This is a genomic window from Arcticibacterium sp., assembly GCF_055134445.1.
This window is the reverse complement of sequence record NZ_JBSRVI010000137.1, coordinates 1-17,512: the sequence shown is the minus strand read 5'-3', so window position 1 is coordinate 17,512 and position 17,512 is coordinate 1. Positions and strand designations below refer to the sequence as shown.

Here is a 17,512-nt window from a genome sequence, read left to right as displayed (position 1 = left end):
GGTCTAAATTGACAGACACGCAGTGGAAAAGTCTGATAGAATCTGGTGGAGTGGTGGACGACAAAGGGTTAGTTTGGTATCCTTCGCAGCAATCCAAATATGGAAACGAAAACCATGAATGGACAAACCAAAAAACTGAGGGTAAAACAAAAGCCGACTACGAAGCAATTAGAGACTTCTTACGCCCCAATATGGTAAGTTTAACCAACTGTAGAAATGTTTTGATTGAAGGGATAACGTTTCTTAACTCACCGGCATGGACATTACATCCTATGCTTTGCAAAAACATAATTATCAGAAATGTCAATGTAAAGAACCCATGGTATGGACAAAACAATGATGCCATAGATGTGGAATCTTGTACCAATGGTATTATAGAAGGTTGCACTTTTGATACTGGTGACGACGCCATTACGATTAAATCTGGTAGAGATGAACAAGGGAGAAAAAGAGGGATTCCTACCTCAAACTTTATCATTAGAAACACTACCGTATTTCATGGTCACGGTGGCTTTGTGATTGGCTCTGAAATGTCTGGAGGGGTAAATAATATATTTGTTAACAACTGTAATTTCTTGGGTACGGACATTGGTTTGAGATTTAAAACAACCAGAGGCCGTGGTGGCGTAGTAGAGAACATATTCATATCCAATATCAACATGAATAATATCAAGGGAGACGCCATACGTTTCAATATGTATTATGAGGCCATTGACCCCGTGGCTTTAGACCATAGCTTACCTCCAATAGAGCCAAAGCTTATCAATGAGGGGACACCAATTTTTAGAAACTTTATCATTGACAAGGTATATTGCAAAGGAGCGGAAACCGCCATTATGATGCGTGGAATTCCAGAAGCAATGATAGAGAACGTCAAAATTAGCAATACTAACATTACAGCTGATAACGGCATACAGTTAACAGAAGCTAAAAACATAACACTGACCAACGTTAAAATAAAAACTACCGATAAAAAGAGTGTGGTACAACTAAATAATGTACAAAATCTAAATATTGACAATTTAGAATACGAAAAAGGAAAGACTGTTTTTCTAGAAGTAAGCGGGGCTAATTCTAAACTAATAAACATTACCAATACCTCCGTTTCAGGTGTAAAGGATAAAGCAATTTTCTATGGCAAGGCTTCTAAGAAATCATTAATTTGGCAGCATTAAAGTTGTAATAACGCATTTCTAGACATTTTAATGTCTGGTCTTTGGGGCTGGTTTTATTTTTCCAATGTAAGCTCCCATAAGATTATGTGAGCTCTCTCAAACGCAGCAAAACAAATAGAGTAAGGATTACATCGAATTAAGCTCCTATTCTGTCTAAAACTTTCTTGATTTACTCATACATTAAGTAGTTTTACATTTTGAAAAAAAACAATTTATCTAAACTATAAAAATGAAGAGAACATTTTTCACGAGGATTTTTACCTTCATCCTTATATGCTCTATGAGTACGTCTATGATGGCTCAAGACAAGTGGGGTGGAACGACCTTATACACGGTTAGAAACGAAATGGGCAAAGACGCCAAAGCCACACTGAAAGAAGTTTCAGAATTAGGATATAAGTATATAGAGGCCGTAGACTATAAGGACGGTAAATTCTATGGCATGGCTCCGAAAGAATTCAAAGCTTATTTAAAAAGCTTAGGCTTAAAACCCATCAGCGTTCACATGGGTTCTATGACTTTAGATAATGCTGATGTATTAGTGGCAGATGTAAAAGCAGCGGGTTTTAAATATTTCATAGCACCTGTACCTCCTATGGGAATGTTTAAGTTTGACCCTAAAACTAGAACACTATCCATGGAAGATGATATAGAGAAACTAACAAATATTTTAGACGTAATTTCTCGTAAAGCAAAAGCAGCTGGCTTAGAGTTTCTTTATCATAATCATGACTTCGAGTTTAAAGAAGATGCTAATGGAATAGTACCTATCGAGTATTTACTTGAACACCTAGATCCTAAATACGTAAACTTTCAAATGGACCTTTACTGGGTAACCAAAGCAGGTGCCGACCCAATCTCCTACTTTGAAAAATATCCAGGACGATTTAAAATTTGGCATGTAAAAGACATGGATGAGCAAGGTAGATTTGCTCCAGTAGGTCAAGGAAATATTGACTTTAAAAAAATATTAGATAAGGCTAAGCTTTCAGGTATGAAATATTATATCGTGGAGCAAGATCAAGTTTTTGACGGTATGGAACCGATGGAAGCATTAAAACTAAGCAAAAAAGGTTTGATTAAGTTCGGATTTAACTAAGCCCAAATACACATTTTTGAACAATTTTGAAAAGCCAACTCCATATTATAGGGTTGGCTTTTCCTATTTAAAGAACATAATTAAGGCTACTCCAATCATGATTCCCACCAAAGGAATTAACTTTTTCCGTTTGTTTTTCTCTTTAAAGATAAAACCTCCTACTAACACAGCAATCAATATCTGACTTCTTTTAATGGCAGAAAGCAGCATAATCAAAGCCTCTGGATCTTGAAGGGCCTTGAAATAAAAATAGTCTGAGGTCTGTAATAAGACACCCACAGCAGGGATGCTCCATCTCCAAACAAAAGCTTGTCTCTTTACCTTAAAAGGAAACCAAGTAATAGATAATATCACCAACAAGATGAGAATGGTGTACCAACAAAACCAAAACTGTAAAGTTTGGGGCGTTAGCTCTAGACTTTGTATCAAAAATTTATCATACAAGCCACTGCTAGCTCCCAGAAAAGTGGCTCCAATAATCGCATAAATCCATTTATTGCTTTTGAAATTTATGCCTTCCATTTTCCCAATCCGAGAATACAATAGCACCGAAAAGATAATGGTAAAAAAACCAACCCACTGCCAAGGATTAGGTCTTTCTTGATATATCAATAATGCTCCAATAAAGGTAAAAAATGGTCCCGCAGAGCGAATAGGTGTCACAATGGTAATTGGGAGATGTTTCAAAGCCTGATAGGCCAAAAGCCAAGAAGCTGCCATAATCATGGATTTAATAAAAATAAACCCATGCACCTTCCAAGAAATATCTTCTATATAAAAACCTAACTTCTGAGTGTATTCTGGATAAAAATACGAGCCTATAAAAAAGGGTAATATCAATAGAAAACCAGCAGAGACGGTCCCTAAAAGTACTGGAAAGATTTCATTCCCTCGTACCGCATGCTTTTTGCATAAATTATGTAATCCTAAAAAAAGTGCCGCTAAAAGACCTAAATACATCCACATAGCCGCGAAGATACTTGTTTACTAAATTATATAAACTGATTTCACTTTATGTTTAACCCGAATTATGTAAAAGAGAATCTCAATGAGTGTTTAAGTAGTGACAAATAAGAATCATAGATGACTCACAATCAGCTATTACAAACTGCCCTATGTTTTATACTGCTACAAAAGCACGTAACGAGAGTCCAAAAGAATTATTAAGGCATCAGCTTGAAAAAAGGTATAGCAAAATTACTATACTTTAAAATATTAAACCTTCATCCCCTCAAGGCTAGCCTTATCAGTGCTTAGCAAACTAAACTTAAGATTTAGCTGTCAAGCCAGACCCACTTATTTCAATGACTATAAAGTACAATTCTAAAAATTTAAAAGTCGATAATCCAATCAAATACAGGACTTTATTTACGCAATCGTTATCGGGAACGATGCCGTAGATTTATTAGTCAAATCGTATTTTTCTTATCAAAATATTAATTTCCTTTGAAGTTGTAGGGAGACTGGTTTTGGGTTTAGACCGAACGCGGCCTATTGGAATGAGCCTCTTTGGTTTAATCTAGACCTAATGTTCTTCTCATACATTTTTAAAGCCTTTTAATCTAGCTTTTTTAACTCCTTGCATAAACATAACGAAAGTGAATTAAAGGTAGGATGACCCACCTTTAGCAAGTGTAGAACTTCGAGCTAGAAAGTTAATAGTCGCCGTAAAATTATTTGCTAAGAAATGAGAATTGAGAATTTATTATCCGTTTTAATCCTATTAGCTTTTCAAAACACGGAAGGTAATAGCTTGGCGGGGATAACAGAAAAAACGGATACGTCTTTTAATAATCATAGTTCTTTAAGGTGGGCTCAAAGAGGCCTTCCAAATGCTAAAATTGCAACTGCCAATGTCACTGAAGTGTTCTCAATATATGACCTTACTTATAGCACGGCAGATAATTATTCTTTATTAGTTGAAATTTTTAGTCCTACTGCAAAGAATAAATTACCCGCAATCATTTTCATTCATGGCGGAGGATGGAGAACCGGAGACAAATCTCAACTTCATGAACTTACTAAGGAGCTGGCCGTAAGAGGGTATGTGCTTTTTACACCCGCTTATAGCTTATCTACGCATGCTCTTAATACCGCTGCAGTGATAGATATAAAAACAGCCATTAAATGGGTTAAGCAACACGCAGAGAAATATGGCATAGATAAGGAAAAGCTTGTATTGGCAGATTATTCTGCCGGAGGTCAAATGGCGGTCTTTATAGGAGCCACTCCAGACAATCCTATAATACGAAAACAGTTCTTTTGATAGTAAGGAGAGTTCGGCCGTAAATGCAGTAATTGATGTGGATGGAATACTGGCTTACATACATCAAGATTCTGGAGAAGGAAACAACAGCAAATCTATATCTACGGCCACACATTATTTTAGTTATAGCAAAGAAGAAAATCCCGATTTGTGGATTGAAGCTAGTGCTTTGACATATGTGAGTCCGCTTTCACCACCTATATTATTTCTAAATAGCTCAGATGCCAGCATGCATGCCGGCAGAGACGATTATATCGACAAGTTGAACGAATACGGTATTTATTCCGAAGTTCATACTTTTAATGCTCCACAGTATTTCCATTAATGGATTTATGGTTTAAGGACACCGCAGATTATATAGACATATTTTTAAAAACAATTGAAATAAAAAATGACTGAGAATAACAAAGCCCTAATAGCTGACAGTGAAATAGAATGGGAAGATTTGGGAAATGGCATTAAGAGAAAAATAATGGCCTATAGTGAAGAGATGATGGTGGTAAAGGTAGCTTTTGAAAAAGGTGGAATCGGAGATTTACACCATCACATTCATTCTCAAGCTAGTTATATAGCCAGCGGGATGTTTGAAGTATGTATTGATAATGTAAAGAAAGTTTTAAAAGCAGGAGATGTTTTTTTTGTAACTCCTGATCTAGTGCACGGCGTAGTGTGCTTAGAAGAAGGAGTTTTGGTTGACACTTTTAATCCGATGAGGGCAGATTTCATTTGAAATAATATGAGGAAGATAATTTTAATTTTAACCGTTTGCTGTATGGGCATTACAGCTTTTGGTCAAGAAAACTGGTCTGAGAAAATGGCACTTTCTTTTATGAAAAATCATAAAGATTCTATTGCTGTTAAGGAAAATAAGCCAGCCAGATGGGATTATGAGCAAGGTCTAATACTTAAGGCCATTGAAAAAGTATGGAGGAGTACTGCAGATCCAAAGTACTTTAATTATATCCAAAACGACATTGACAGGTATGTAGATGAGGATGGCAGCATTAGAACCTATCCTTTGGAGGAATACAACTTGGATAACATTTCTACAGGACGGGCACTCCTAATGTTATATCAGCAATCGCTGCCTAAAAAGGATAAATATAAGCAGGCCGCAGATTTGCTGTGGTCGCAATTAGAAAATCAACCGTTGACCGAAGATGGTGGGTATTGGCATAAACTTCGTTATCCAAACCAAATGTGGTTAGATGGATTATATATGGCAGAACCGTTTTCTGCGGAATACAGTAAGCTTTTCAATCACGAAGAACATTTTGATCACATTGCCAAGCAATTTAGCCTTATAGAAAAATATGCAGTGGATTCAGAAACTGGATTAATCTATCATGGTTATGATGCAAGCAAGGAGCAAGATTGGGCAGACAAGACTACTGGCCTTTCTTCGCATTTTTGGGGCCGAGCTATTGGCTGGTATGCTATGGCGTTAGTAGAAGTTTTAGATTACTTCCCAGAGCACCATCCAGAGAGGGCTTCGTTAATTCAATATTTGCAAAGGTTGGCTCCTGTTTTAGTGAAATATCAGGATGAAAAAAGCGATGTTTGGTGGCAAATGACTGCTTTGGCCGGAAAAGAAGGTAATTACCTCGAGGCTTCAGAATCTTGCATGTTTACTTATACTTTACTGAAGGGTGCTAGAATGGGATACATAGATGCCTCCTTTAAAGAAGCTGGTATAAGGGGTTTTAATGGCATTCTTAAAGAGTTCATTAGCCATAATACAGATGGAACTGTTAACCTAGAAAAGGCCGTAAGTGTAGGAGGTTTGGGCGGAGATCCATACAGAGATGGCACATATGAATACTATTTGAGCGAACCAGTGAAGCAAAACGATCTTAAAGGTGTTGGGCCATTTATTTTTGCAGCACTTGAGATGGAATTAATTGGAGATTCTAATTTGGGAAAAGGTAAAAAAGTGGGTTTAGATTATCACTTTAACAAAGAGTTTAGAGAAGGTTATAATGGAAAGCAAGAACAATTTCATTACACTTGGGAAGATAAGCTGCATTCTGGCTTTAAGTGGTTTGGCGAAGCATTCACCAATCTAGGAGCAGAAATAAGTGCGGTGAAAACTCAACCTACCAAAAACAGTTTGCAAGATTTAGATGTTTACATCATTGTAGACCCCGACAACGAGAAAGAAACAGATGCTCCCAATTACATCTCGAATGTAGATATCAAAAATATCAAGAAGTGGGTAAAAAAAGGAGGAACCTTACTGGTGATGACCAACGATGCTGACCATTGTGACTTAGAACATGCAAATAATTTGACTTCTACTTTTGGAATTACATTTTCTGATAAAAACATCAATATGGTGATAGGAAATAAATTTGAAATGGGAAGCGTGATTATTCCTTCTGGGAATGCTATTTTTCCAAATACCAAAGAAGTATACATCAAAGAATTAGTCACCCTAAAAACGGATGGTAAAAGCAAAACCGTTTTAAGCAAAGAAGGAGATATTATTTTAGCGACCACATCTTATAAAAAAGGGAGAGTTATGGTAATAGGAGACCCTTGGCTTTATAACGAATACGTGGATGGAAGAAAAATACCAGCCAGTTACCAGAATTTTCAAGCTTCAAAAGACCTTGCTAAGTGGTTAGTAAAATAATTTCAATATGTCTTTTATCCCTCTCCGTTTGCTTTGCTGCATTTGGTAATACAATTACTGTAGCCAAAGACGGCTCAGGAGATTTTACATCCATTCAAGAAGCCATAAGAAGTGTCTCTGAAACCAGTAAGATGAAAACCATTTTTATAAAAAATGGAATTTATAATGAAAAGATTTTTATTGACCGTTCAAAGCATCATTTGAAAATAAAGGGGGAAAGTGCAGTAGGAGCTATTATAACTTATAGTCAGGCTAGGGATTTTTGGCGATGCGAAAACTCAAATGATTTTGGAGCGGCTACCATAAATGTAGAGGCCAGTGATTTGATTTTCGAAAGCATAACCGTTTTAAATACCTATGGTTTGGATGTTTCCGGAGATGTACTTATCGACTGTTTAAATGAATCTGGAAAGGCGGGTGGAGATAGTAGAAAGTTTCTTCCACGAGAAAAAGGAGAGCAAGAAGGCTCTAAAATGGTTAGAAAAGATGGGCACCAATTCGCATTTCGCTCTATGGACGGTGCCACACGAATAAAGTTTCTAGCATGTATTTTTAGATCTGGCGGGGGAGACACCGTCAGTCCATGGAATGTAGCAGGAGGTCGGTTTTATTTCAACGATTGTATCATAGAAGGACATGTAGATCTATACTGTCCAAGAGGAAATGCCATTATTGAAAACACACTCTTTATATGCCATAATAAAAGTGCCGCTATTTGGCACGACGGTTCTTCTAAAGAAACAGATAAATCGGTTTTGATAAACTGTCGTTTTGAAGGTGAACCCGGTTTTAAACTAGGTAGATACCACAGAGAAGCTCAAATGTACCTATTCAACTGCTCTTTTAGCAAAGAAATGGCTGACGCAGAAATCTATCAATCTGGAGACCGTGATCTTCAATGGGGCCATAGGATTTACTATAAGAACTGTCATAAAGACGATGGTGATTTTAAGTGGCATGCGGATAACACAGAAAAGAATGCTAAAGATTTTTCCTTTAAAAAAGTATTCGGTAATAAGTGGTAGAGCAATAATCCAGCACCGCTACAAAAATAATATTTACTCATATAAGCTAATGCAACATTTATCTCTTAAAAATTTAGAAACCATTCCTCTAGCGTCGTTTGATAAAAGAGTACTGGAGTTTCCAGAAAGAATTGTTCAGTTTGGTACAGGAGTGCTTTTAAAAGGGCTGCCAGATTTAATCATTGACAATGCCAATAAACAGGGCCAATTCTGTGGCAGAATAGTTATGGTAAAGTCTACAGAACGTGGCTCCATAGCGTCATTGGCTAGTCAAGATTACCTATATACAGTTGGGACTCAAGGAATAAAGGATAATGCCCTAATTAATAAAAGCGAGATATGTACCTCCATTAGCCGTATTTTGATAGCCAACACCCAGTGGGATGCGGTATTGAAATTGTCTATACAGGATGAAATAAAGTATATTTTTTCCAATACTACTGAGGTGGGGATTACATATAATGATGAAAAAATAACTGCAGAAAATTGCCCTGAATCCTTTCCAGGAAAAGTAGTGGCATTCTTGAAAATCAGGTTTGAGCACTTTAATGGTGACATATCAAAGGGGCTCATCTTTTTGCCAACAGAACTTGTTTCTGACAACGGAACTAAATTAGAAAGCATAGTTTGTCAAATGGCGGAAGAGAACTATAAAGACCAGGCGTTTCTTTCCTGGATAAAAACGGCGAATGTATTTTGTAACACCCTAGTGGACAGGATAGTGCCAGGAAGTGCGAAAAATAATTTCACTTCAACACTTCCTTATAAGGATGATAATGCCATCATAGTGGAGCCTTATGCTCTTTGGGCTATTGAAGGGGACGCAGAAATTAAAGAAAAACTAAGCTTTTGTACGCCAGAAAGTGGAGCTTTTGTGGTTCCTAGTATTGAGGCTCACAAAGAGATAAAACTGAGATTATTAAATGCCTCTCATACCTTTTCTTCTGGCTTCGCCTTTCTTACCGGTTTTGAGTTGGTTAAAGATGCTATGGCAAACGAAGCCTTTTTGAATTTTATCAAAACGCTGATGTTGGAAGAAATCTCACCTTCGATAACCTCAGATATCTCCGAAGGAGATAAGAAAGCTTTTGCACTTAATGTTATCGACAGGTTTAAAAACCCTTTTTTAAACCATCAATGGCTTTCGATTTCAGTGAATTACAGTACTAAAATGGCCGCAAGATGTCTTCCTCTTATCCGCTCATATATTAACTCTAAGAACGAAGCTCCAGAGTTGATGTCATTAGGGTTTGCGTATCATCTTCGTTTTTTAAAAGCCATTTCATTAAAGGATAACATGTACTATGGTGAAATAAACGGTAGAGAATACCTTATCAACGACCCTAATGCTCCATTTTTCTATAAAGTTTGGACTTCAGACCATCCTTTAGAGCAAAAAATCAAAAAGATTCTTCAAAACGAGGAGCTTTGGGGAGAAAACTTAAATAATCTAAATAGATTTGTAGAGAAAATTTATAATACTCTTTCTACATTGGAGAGGTAAATAATAGACAAAACCCTATCAAAAAAGATACTTAAAGAAAAGGCTCATGAAACAGCGTGTATTAAAAGTACAATCAGAAGATAATGTTATTGTAGCATTAGATGATTTAAAGAAAGGCGAAGAAATCGTCTATAACGAAAGACGAGTAACATTAATAGAAGATATAGCTCCTAAGCATAAGTTTAATCAAAGCGACCTAAAAAAGGGAGAAGAGATTTATATGTATGGCGTTTTGGTAGGTAAAGCTCAGTATGATATTCCTGCAGGCAGTATGATTTCTACTTTTAATGTAAAACATGCCGCAGCACCTTTTAAATTAGGCTCCAGAAAAACGAGTTGGAATAAGCCAGATGTTAGCTCATTTACCGATAGAACTTTCAATGGTTTTCATCGCTCAAACGGGAGTGTAGGTACGGCTAATTATTGGATTGTTCTTCCAATGGTTTTCTGTGAAAATAGAAATTTAGAAGTGATGAAAGACGCACTTGTAAATCAGTTAGGCTATGGCAAAAGCAATACCTATAAAAACTTTGCAGCCGATCTTATAAATCAATACAAAAACGGCGAATCTGCAGATATTATTTTGAAAAGTGAATTGCAATCGGTTGCAGTAAATCAAAAGACATCTCGTATATTTGAAAATATAGATGGTGTGAAATTCCTAAATCATGACATGGGCTGTGGTGGAACTCGTCAAGATGCCCAAAGTTTATGTGGTCTTTTAGCTGGATATATAGCCCACCCAAATGTGGCTGGAGCGACAGTATTGAGTTTAGGTTGTCAAAACGCTCAATATAGTATTCTTCAAGAAGAGCTTCTAAAAAGAAATTGTACAGATAAACCTGTCGTTTTTTTAGAGCAGCAGCAAGAAGGAACCGAAGAGAAACTAATTACCGAGGCCATAAAAAAGACCTTTACAGGATTAATGGAAGCAAACAAACTTGAACGTAAGCCAGCCCCCTTATCAAAATTGGTATTGGGTCTAGAGTGCGGTGGTTCTGATGGCTTCTCTGGTATATCTGCAAATCCATCTTTAGGTTACGTGAGTGATTCGTTGGTAAGTCTTGGAGGCACTACTATTTTGTCGGAGTTTCCAGAATTATGCGGTGTAGAACAGGAATTAAGCGACCGGTGTATCGATGAAACCATTGCATTAAAGTTTAATGCCCTTATGACAGCCTATGCCGCCAGTGCTGAAAAGGCGGGTTCTGGTTTTGATATGAATCCTTCTCCTGGTAACATAAAGGACGGACTCATTACAGATGCTATAAAATCTGCTGGAGCAGCTAAAAAAGGAGGAACATCTCCTGTTACAGATGTCTTAGATTATCCAGAAATGGTTCAAAAAGCTGGCCTTAATCTACTTTGTACCCCAGGAAATGATGTGGAGTCTACGACAGCGATGGTAGGTTCTGGAGCTAACATTGTACTCTTCACAACTGGCTTAGGTACGCCTACCGGAAACCCTATAGCACCTGTTATAAAAGTCTCTAGCAACTCTAAGTTGACTCAAAAAATGTCTGATATTATAGACATCAATACTGGGACAATTATTGAAGGAGAAGAAAAAATTGAAGATACCGGTAAAAGAATTTTGGATTATATCATTGCTGTAGCCAGTGGTGAAACGCAATGTAAAGCCACTATTAACCAACAAGACGACTTTATTCCTTGGAAAAGAGGAGTTAGCCTATAAATACTCAACCTATATAAAACGACCCAATTGATAGAATGAAAAAATTTCTCGACGACAATTTTTTACTAGAAACAAAAACCGCACAAACCCTATACCATGAGTATGCTAAGCACATGCCCATTATAGATTATCATAACCACTTACCACCAGACCAGATATTGAATAATATCAATTTTACAAATATTAGTCATGCGTGGTTGGCTGGTGATCATTATAAGTGGAGGGCCATGCGTGCCAATGGCATCAATGAAGCCTATTGTACTGGAAATAAAACAGACGAAGAGAAATTTCAAAAATGGGCAGAGACAGTGCCTTATACCTTAAGAAATCCACTTTATCATTGGACACACCTGGAGCTTCAGAGATACTTTGGCATTAACACCATTTTAAATGGCGATTCTGCTTCGGCTATTTACAGTGAAACCACTGCAAAGTTACAAACAAAAGAATTTTCGGTTCAGGGTCTTTTAGCCAAAATGAATGTAGAAGCGGTTTGTACCACAGACGATCCCCTAGATTCATTAGAGCACCATATCGCATATGATAATGCTGGTGTAAACATGTTTCCAGCCTTTAGACCAGATAAGTTTATACTTATTGAAAATGGTGATTTTTGTTCCTTTATTAATCGTTTAGGGGATATAGTAGGTTCAGAAATAAAAGATTTTGATGGTTTACAAAAGGCACTGAGAAAAAGAGCCGATTTTTTCAAAGAAAATGGGTGCCGAATTTCAGACCACGGCTTAGAACAAATCTATTCAGCAGATTTCACAAATGAGGGAGCTGATAAAATCTTTAAAAAGACTTTATCAGGACAAACTATCTCTTCAGAAGAAGCCCTAGAGTATAAATCTGCTATTCTTCATTTTCTAGGTGTGATGTATTCTGATTTAGGTTGGGTGCAACAGTTCCATCTAGGAGCACTAAGAAATAATAATAAAAGACGTTTAAGAGAGCTAGGTCCTGATACTGGATGGGATAGTATTGGAGACTTATCTCAGGCAGCAGCTCTTTCTAAATTTTTAGATAAGTTGGACGATAATAATCAACTATCAAAGACCGTAATCTATAACTTAAACCCAGCCGACAATGCCATGATTGCCACGATGATTGGTAATTTTAATGATGGTTCCGTAGCGGGTAAAGTTCAGTTTGGTTCTGGTTGGTGGTTTTTAGACCAAAAAGATGCCATGGAAGATCAGATGAATGTCTTATCTAATATGGGGCTTATTAGTCGTTTTGTGGGAATGTTGACCGACTCTAGAAGCTTTTTGTCTTTCCCAAGACATGAATATTTTAGAAGAATTCTTTGTAATCTTTTTGGAAAGGATATTGAAAATGGAGAACTTCCAAATGACATAAAATGGACAGGTAAAATTGTTCAAGACATCTGTTATAACAATACAAAAGAGTATTTTGGATTTTAATATTAGCTTTACAATGCAATTACTCTAATAAGAACTTTAAATAGTTAATTAATTACAAAATGAAAAAAGTAGTCACTTTCGGTGAAATCATGTTACGTCTTTCACCTCCTGGTTTTTTAAGATTTTCTCAGGCCAATAGCTTTGATGTTGTTTATGGTGGAGGAGAGTCCAATGTTGCTGTTTCTCTAGCGAATTACGGTGTACCTACCGAATTTGTTACGCGTTTACCAAAAAATGATATTGGTGAATGTGCACTTATGGAGATGCGTAAAAGAAATGTTGGGACAAATCATATTGCTTTTGGAGGAGAAAGACTAGGAATATACTTCTTAGAAACTGGTGCAGTTTCTCGTGGAAGTAAGGTAGTTTATGATAGAGCTAATTCATCTGTTTCAGAAATTGCTCCGGGAATGGTAGACTGGGATAAGGCTTTTGAAGGTGCTTCTTGGTTTCATTGGACAGGTATTACTCCTGCCATCTCTCAAAGTGCTGCTGACGCTTGCTTAGAGGCCGTTAAAATTGCCAGTGCAAAAGGTATCACTATCTCTACAGACTTAAACTACAGAGCTAAATTATGGAACTACGGTGGAGACAGAGAAGCTATTATGACAGAATTGACGTCATACTGTGATATCATTTTAGGAAATGAAGAAGATGCAGAAAAACATTTCGGAATTAAGCCAGAAGGTTTAGACATTACCACGCAAGGTCATGATGTCACTGCCACAGCATTCTTGTCGGTTTGTAAACAAATGATGGAGAAATTCCCGAGAGCTAAAAAAGTAATTACAACTTTAAGGGGTTCAATCTCTGCTTCTCACAACTCATGGGCTGGTGTAATGTACGATGGTGAAAACATGTTTGAATCTCCTCAGTATCAAATCACAGATATCGTAGACCGTGTTGGTGGTGGAGATTCCTTTATGGGAGGTCTTATTTACGGTTTATTAAAATATCCAGAGGACGACCAAAATGCATTGAATTTTGCTGTAGCAGCTTCTTGTCTAAAACATACCATTAAAGGTGATGCCAATTTGGTAACCGTTTCCGAAGTTGAAAAACTAATGGGCGGAGATGCCTCTGGTCGTGTAGCAAGATAATATAATTGCAAATGAGTTTGTAATAACACTTAAAACTAAAAAATGGCAAAATATTCAAGATTAGAAGTAGCAACAGTAATGAAAGATAATGGAATGGTTCCGTTGTTTTTTCATTCAGATATTGAGTTGTGTAAGCAAGTTTTAAAGGCTTGTTACGATGGTGGCTCTAGATTGATGGAATTCACATCAAGAGGAGATTTCGCTCACGAAGTTTTTGGAGAATTGAACAAATATGCTCTTAAAGAACTTCCAGGTATGATTTTGGGGGTTGGTTCTGTTACAGATGCGGCTTCAGCCTCTTTGTACATGGCTTTAGGAGCTAACTTCATCGTTACACCAGTTTTACGTGAAGATATCGCATTAGTTTGTAACAGAAGAAAAGTGCTTTGGTCTCCAGGCTGCGGTAGTCTTACAGAAATCGCTAGAGCAGAAGAACTAGGATGTGAGATTGTAAAACTTTTCCCAGGAGATTTATATGGGCCTAAATTCGTCAAAGGAATTAAAGGACCACAACCATGGACCAGTATTATGCCAACGGGTGGTGTATCTCCAGATGAAGCCAATTTAAAAGGTTGGTTTGACGCCGGGGTTACTTGTGTAGGTATGGGTTCTCAGTTAATTTCTAAAGAGATTTTGAGCAATAAAGATTTTGATGGTCTTAAATCAAAAGTGAAAGAAACACTAGATTTAATTAAGACTCTAAGATAATTCCAATCCAAGAGAAATGAACAGAAGGCCTAATCTATTAGGTCTTCTGTTTATGTATATGGAGGTATAAAGTTTATGAATAACTTATATCCTCATTTTCAACAAATTACGTGGTCTTTTATAAAGACTCGAATTTAACCCTAAACCAAAAAATGAATAAAAAAGTTGGAAACTACCGCTGGACCATTTGTGCTCTAGTGTTCTTTGCCACTACCGTCAACTATCTAGATAGACAAGTGATTAGTCTTCTAAAATCTGTGCTCTCTGAAGACATGAACTGGGACGATGGTGACTATGCAAACATTGAAATAGCATTTAAATTAGCATATTCTTTTGGTATGCTAATAGCAGGTAGAGTAGTAGATAAACTGGGGACCAAAAAGGGTTACGCAGCTGCTACTGGCTTATGGAGTTTAGCAGCAATAGGCCATGCCTTTGCAAATTCAGCTTTTGGATTTATGATAGCAAGAGCTGCTCTTGGAGTTACAGAAGCTGGGAACTTTCCTGCAGCGATAAAAACTACGGCAGAATGGTTTCCAAAAAAGGAAAGAGCCTTCGCTACTGGAATTTTTAATTCAGGAACCAACATCGGAGCCATTGTAGCTCCACTTTCTGTTCCATTTATTGCTGTGGCTTGGGGATGGCAATGGGCCTTTATAATCACTGGAGCAATTGGTTTCATATGGTTGGTATTATGGCAAATGTATTATACCACGCCAAGTGATTCTAAAAAATTAACCAAAGAAGAGTATGATTTTATACATTCCGACATAGAGGACGAGGCCATTGAGAAAGAAAGTCAAGCGGAGAAAGTGCCTTGGATTAAACTTTTAGGATATAAGCAAACTTGGGCTTTTGCAATTGGTAAATTCCTAACGGACCCTATTTGGTGGTTTTACCTTTTCTGGTTACCAGATTTCCTTCAAAGTGAATATAACTTAGGTTTAATAGAAATGGCTATCCCGGTGGCGGTGGTATATTTAATTTCTACTATCGGAAGTGTAGGTGGAGGTTATTTACCAATGTATTTTATGAATAGAAATATGCCAGCATTTAAAGCACGTAAAACGTCAATGTTCATTTTTGCCCTATGCGTTCTACCTGTAGTATTATCTCAGTGGGCAGGTGAAATCAATATGTGGTTGGCCGTTTTGGTTATAGGTATTGCGGCTTCTGCTCACCAAGCTTGGAGTGCCAATATCTTCACCACCGTTTCCGACATGTTTCCTAAGAAAGCAACAGCCTCTGTCGTGGGAATAGGTGGAATGGCCGGTGGAATGGGTGGAATTGTTCTTTCTTGGGCTATTCAGAAAAATCTGTTTGTCCATTACAGAGAAATTGGTCAAATAGAAAAAGCGTATTTCATCATGTTCTTGATTTGTGGTGCTGCTTACCTTTTGGCATGGTTTCTTATGCATTTATTAGCACCTAAAATGAATAAAGTGAAATTGTAACTGTCAATTAGAAAGAATATTTTTTACAGTTACCTCAAATACTGAAGGCCATAATGGAGAGAATACATCCTTCATTGTGGCTTTTTTGTTACAAAGAATAATCAATCCTTTTTAAGTAGCTTTTAAGAGCTTTAGTAAATTTATAACATGATAACAATAAGACAGGCGGAAGAACAGGACTTGGCCGCTATTGAGTGCCTAGCCAGAGCCATTTGGCCATCCACGTTTAAAGACATACTATCCGAAAAACAAATTGACTACATGCTCCATATGATGTACTCGGATGAGTCTCTGAAAAATCAATTACGTGAATTAAATCATATCTTTCTTTTAGCCGAAGAATTGGGCAAGCCTATTGGTTTTATATCTTATCAGTTGAACTACATCAATACCACATCAACAAAAATTCATAAGATCTACCTTTTGCCCTCCTTACAGGGGAAAGGCTTAGGAAAAAGACTGATTAATGAAGTCCAAAAAATTGCCGTTATTAACCATCAAACTTCAATTACTCTAAACGTAAACAAGTTTAATAAGGCGTATGACTTCTATGTCAAATTAGGATTTAAACATCTTAAGAACGAAGATATTGAAATTGGAAATGGCTTCTTAATGGAAGACGCTATGTTAGAATTAAACCCTATTAACTAGTATAAACAATCAATTAACTCTCCCTCTCGAAACTACAAAAGTATACGAATTTCGGACATATTTAACCATACCAGATAACGTTATTTGGCAGACCCAAATATTCAAAGACTATTTCGAATCAGAATACGGCAAATCTAAGTATATCCATTTTCGCCCTCACCTTTCCCTAAATACTTATGTCCTATGAGAGTCCAAATTCAAACAATTTCATTCCGAGTTAGCATTTTTTCTAAGCACCCTACCGGTCATTGAAATATAAATGGATTTGATTTCAACCCTAACTGTGGAACAATTTGTCTAAAGATTGAGGAAACATTAGTGCTCAAGCAATTTACATAAGCACTAAATACTTGGTGCAGGAGAAATCGCTTACTAAAATACAAGCCTACTAACCTATCGCTTCTTACATTCACAAGACCATTCATGATAAGGTAATCCGTGACTTCTTATCTAGAGAATATAAAATAAATTTTAAACTAGAAAAACTAACTAGCATTCAAGTAATATCCAATGACTGCAAGTATCTTATAAGAAATACGCAGATTTAGACATAGGTTTTCAACAATAGTCAATAAGAAGGCTCACGTACAAAGCTTTGGTATGGATTTTCTGTTTTTAAACTGAAACTATCAAAAGCTCAAATTCTGGACCAAGAACAAAAGTTGGGGGATAGCTGTTAAATTCTGAATTTTGGAGAAATTTAACATCTATAAAATTGGAAGAACTAGTAAAGCTATTGTTGCCCGAATTGTTAGTCGATAATTTCAATCTG

At 36.8% G+C, this 17,512-nt stretch carries 15 protein-coding genes; 14 read left to right on the top strand and 1 reads right to left on the bottom strand.

All coding sequences use genetic code 11. The features are described 5' to 3' along the window. The coding region (locus ACTBZY_RS17870; protein WP_463047722.1) for a glycoside hydrolase family 28 protein at window positions 1-1,175 on the top strand (1,175 nt) is incomplete at its 5' end. A gap of 229 nt (window positions 1,176-1,404) precedes the next feature. Further along, entirely contained in the window at window positions 1,405-2,274 is an 870-nt protein-coding gene (locus ACTBZY_RS17865) for a sugar phosphate isomerase/epimerase family protein (RefSeq protein WP_463047721.1), read from the top strand. Between the two features lie 63 nt (window positions 2,275-2,337). On the opposite strand, the gene ACTBZY_RS17860 is transcribed toward ACTBZY_RS17865, so the two are convergent. Then, a complete protein-coding gene (locus ACTBZY_RS17860) occupies window positions 2,338-3,240 on the bottom strand; it encodes an EamA family transporter (RefSeq protein WP_463047720.1) in 903 nt (300 codons plus the stop codon). Between the two features lie 721 nt (window positions 3,241-3,961). Between ACTBZY_RS17860 and ACTBZY_RS17855 the strand changes: the two genes are divergently transcribed. The 12 genes from ACTBZY_RS17855 (at window position 3,962) to ACTBZY_RS17800 (ending at window position 16,740) form a co-directional block, all read left to right on the top strand. Next, a complete protein-coding gene (locus tag ACTBZY_RS17855) occupies window positions 3,962-4,540 on the top strand; it encodes an alpha/beta hydrolase fold domain-containing protein (protein ID WP_463047719.1) in 579 nt (192 codons plus the stop codon). 37 nt (window positions 4,541-4,577) lie between these two features. Continuing rightward, a complete protein-coding gene (locus tag ACTBZY_RS17850) occupies window positions 4,578-4,865 on the top strand; it encodes a hypothetical protein (protein ID WP_463047718.1) in 288 nt (95 codons plus the stop codon). 66 nt (window positions 4,866-4,931) lie between these two features. Continuing rightward, window positions 4,932-5,270 carry a cupin domain-containing protein gene (locus ACTBZY_RS17845; RefSeq protein WP_463047717.1) on the top strand — a complete coding sequence of 113 codons (339 nt, stop codon included), beginning with the start codon at window positions 4,932-4,934 and terminating at the stop codon, window positions 5,268-5,270. 6 nt (window positions 5,271-5,276) lie between these two features. Then, the gene (locus ACTBZY_RS17840) at window positions 5,277-7,175 is read left to right on the top strand and encodes a glycoside hydrolase family 88 protein (protein ID WP_463047716.1); all 1,899 of its coding nucleotides are present in this window, start codon (window positions 5,277-5,279) and stop codon (window positions 7,173-7,175) included. Next, entirely contained in the window at window positions 7,160-8,200 is a 1,041-nt protein-coding gene (locus ACTBZY_RS17835) for a pectinesterase family protein (protein ID WP_463047715.1), read from the top strand. The genes ACTBZY_RS17840 and ACTBZY_RS17835 overlap by 16 nt, the downstream gene beginning before the upstream one ends. Window positions 8,201-8,249: 49 nt before the next feature. Beyond that, window positions 8,250-9,704, top strand: coding sequence for a tagaturonate reductase (locus tag ACTBZY_RS17830; protein ID WP_463047714.1), 1,455 nt, complete (start codon window positions 8,250-8,252; stop codon window positions 9,702-9,704). Between the two features lie 46 nt (window positions 9,705-9,750). Continuing rightward, on the top strand, window positions 9,751-11,400 hold the full coding sequence (locus tag ACTBZY_RS17825) for a UxaA family hydrolase (RefSeq protein ID WP_463047713.1): 1,650 nt from the start codon (window positions 9,751-9,753) through the stop codon (window positions 11,398-11,400). A gap of 35 nt (window positions 11,401-11,435) precedes the next feature. Continuing rightward, on the top strand, window positions 11,436-12,827 hold the full coding sequence (uxaC, locus tag ACTBZY_RS17820) for a glucuronate isomerase (protein ID WP_463047712.1): 1,392 nt from the start codon (window positions 11,436-11,438) through the stop codon (window positions 12,825-12,827). A gap of 59 nt (window positions 12,828-12,886) precedes the next feature. Then, window positions 12,887-13,927, top strand: coding sequence for a PfkB family carbohydrate kinase (locus tag ACTBZY_RS17815; protein WP_463047711.1), 1,041 nt, complete (start codon window positions 12,887-12,889; stop codon window positions 13,925-13,927). 42 nt (window positions 13,928-13,969) lie between these two features. Continuing rightward, the gene (locus ACTBZY_RS17810) at window positions 13,970-14,635 is read left to right on the top strand and encodes a bifunctional 4-hydroxy-2-oxoglutarate aldolase/2-dehydro-3-deoxy-phosphogluconate aldolase (protein ID WP_463047710.1); all 666 of its coding nucleotides are present in this window, start codon (window positions 13,970-13,972) and stop codon (window positions 14,633-14,635) included. 152 nt (window positions 14,636-14,787) lie between these two features. After that, window positions 14,788-16,089: an MFS transporter gene (locus ACTBZY_RS17805; RefSeq protein WP_463047709.1), complete on the top strand. Its 1,302-nt coding sequence runs from the start codon at window positions 14,788-14,790 to the stop codon at window positions 16,087-16,089. Window positions 16,090-16,236: 147 nt separating this feature from the next. Next, a complete protein-coding gene (locus ACTBZY_RS17800) occupies window positions 16,237-16,740 on the top strand; it encodes a GNAT family N-acetyltransferase (protein WP_463047708.1) in 504 nt (167 codons plus the stop codon). The last annotated feature ends 772 nt before the right edge of the window (window positions 16,741-17,512 follow it).

Bases quoted from the DNA above. Each gene is read 5' to 3' on its own strand.
- ACTBZY_RS17865 (WP_463047721.1), top strand. From the start codon at position 1,405: ATGAAGAGAACATTTTTCACGAGGATTTTTACCTTCATCCTTATATGC.
- ACTBZY_RS17860 (WP_463047720.1), bottom strand. From the start codon at position 3,240: ATGTGGATGTATTTAGGTCTTTTAGCGGCACTTTTTTTAGGATTACAT.
- ACTBZY_RS17855 (WP_463047719.1), top strand. From the start codon at position 3,962: ATGAGAATTGAGAATTTATTATCCGTTTTAATCCTATTAGCTTTTCAA.
- ACTBZY_RS17845 (WP_463047717.1), top strand. From the start codon at position 4,932: ATGACTGAGAATAACAAAGCCCTAATAGCTGACAGTGAAATAGAATGG.
- ACTBZY_RS17840 (WP_463047716.1), top strand. From the start codon at position 5,277: ATGAGGAAGATAATTTTAATTTTAACCGTTTGCTGTATGGGCATTACA.
- ACTBZY_RS17830 (WP_463047714.1), top strand. From the start codon at position 8,250: ATGCAACATTTATCTCTTAAAAATTTAGAAACCATTCCTCTAGCGTCG.
- ACTBZY_RS17825 (WP_463047713.1), top strand. From the start codon at position 9,751: ATGAAACAGCGTGTATTAAAAGTACAATCAGAAGATAATGTTATTGTA.
- uxaC (WP_463047712.1), top strand. From the start codon at position 11,436: ATGAAAAAATTTCTCGACGACAATTTTTTACTAGAAACAAAAACCGCA.
- ACTBZY_RS17815 (WP_463047711.1), top strand. From the start codon at position 12,887: ATGAAAAAAGTAGTCACTTTCGGTGAAATCATGTTACGTCTTTCACCT.
- ACTBZY_RS17810 (WP_463047710.1), top strand. From the start codon at position 13,970: ATGGCAAAATATTCAAGATTAGAAGTAGCAACAGTAATGAAAGATAAT.
- ACTBZY_RS17805 (WP_463047709.1), top strand. From the start codon at position 14,788: ATGAATAAAAAAGTTGGAAACTACCGCTGGACCATTTGTGCTCTAGTG.
- ACTBZY_RS17800 (WP_463047708.1), top strand. From the start codon at position 16,237: ATGATAACAATAAGACAGGCGGAAGAACAGGACTTGGCCGCTATTGAG.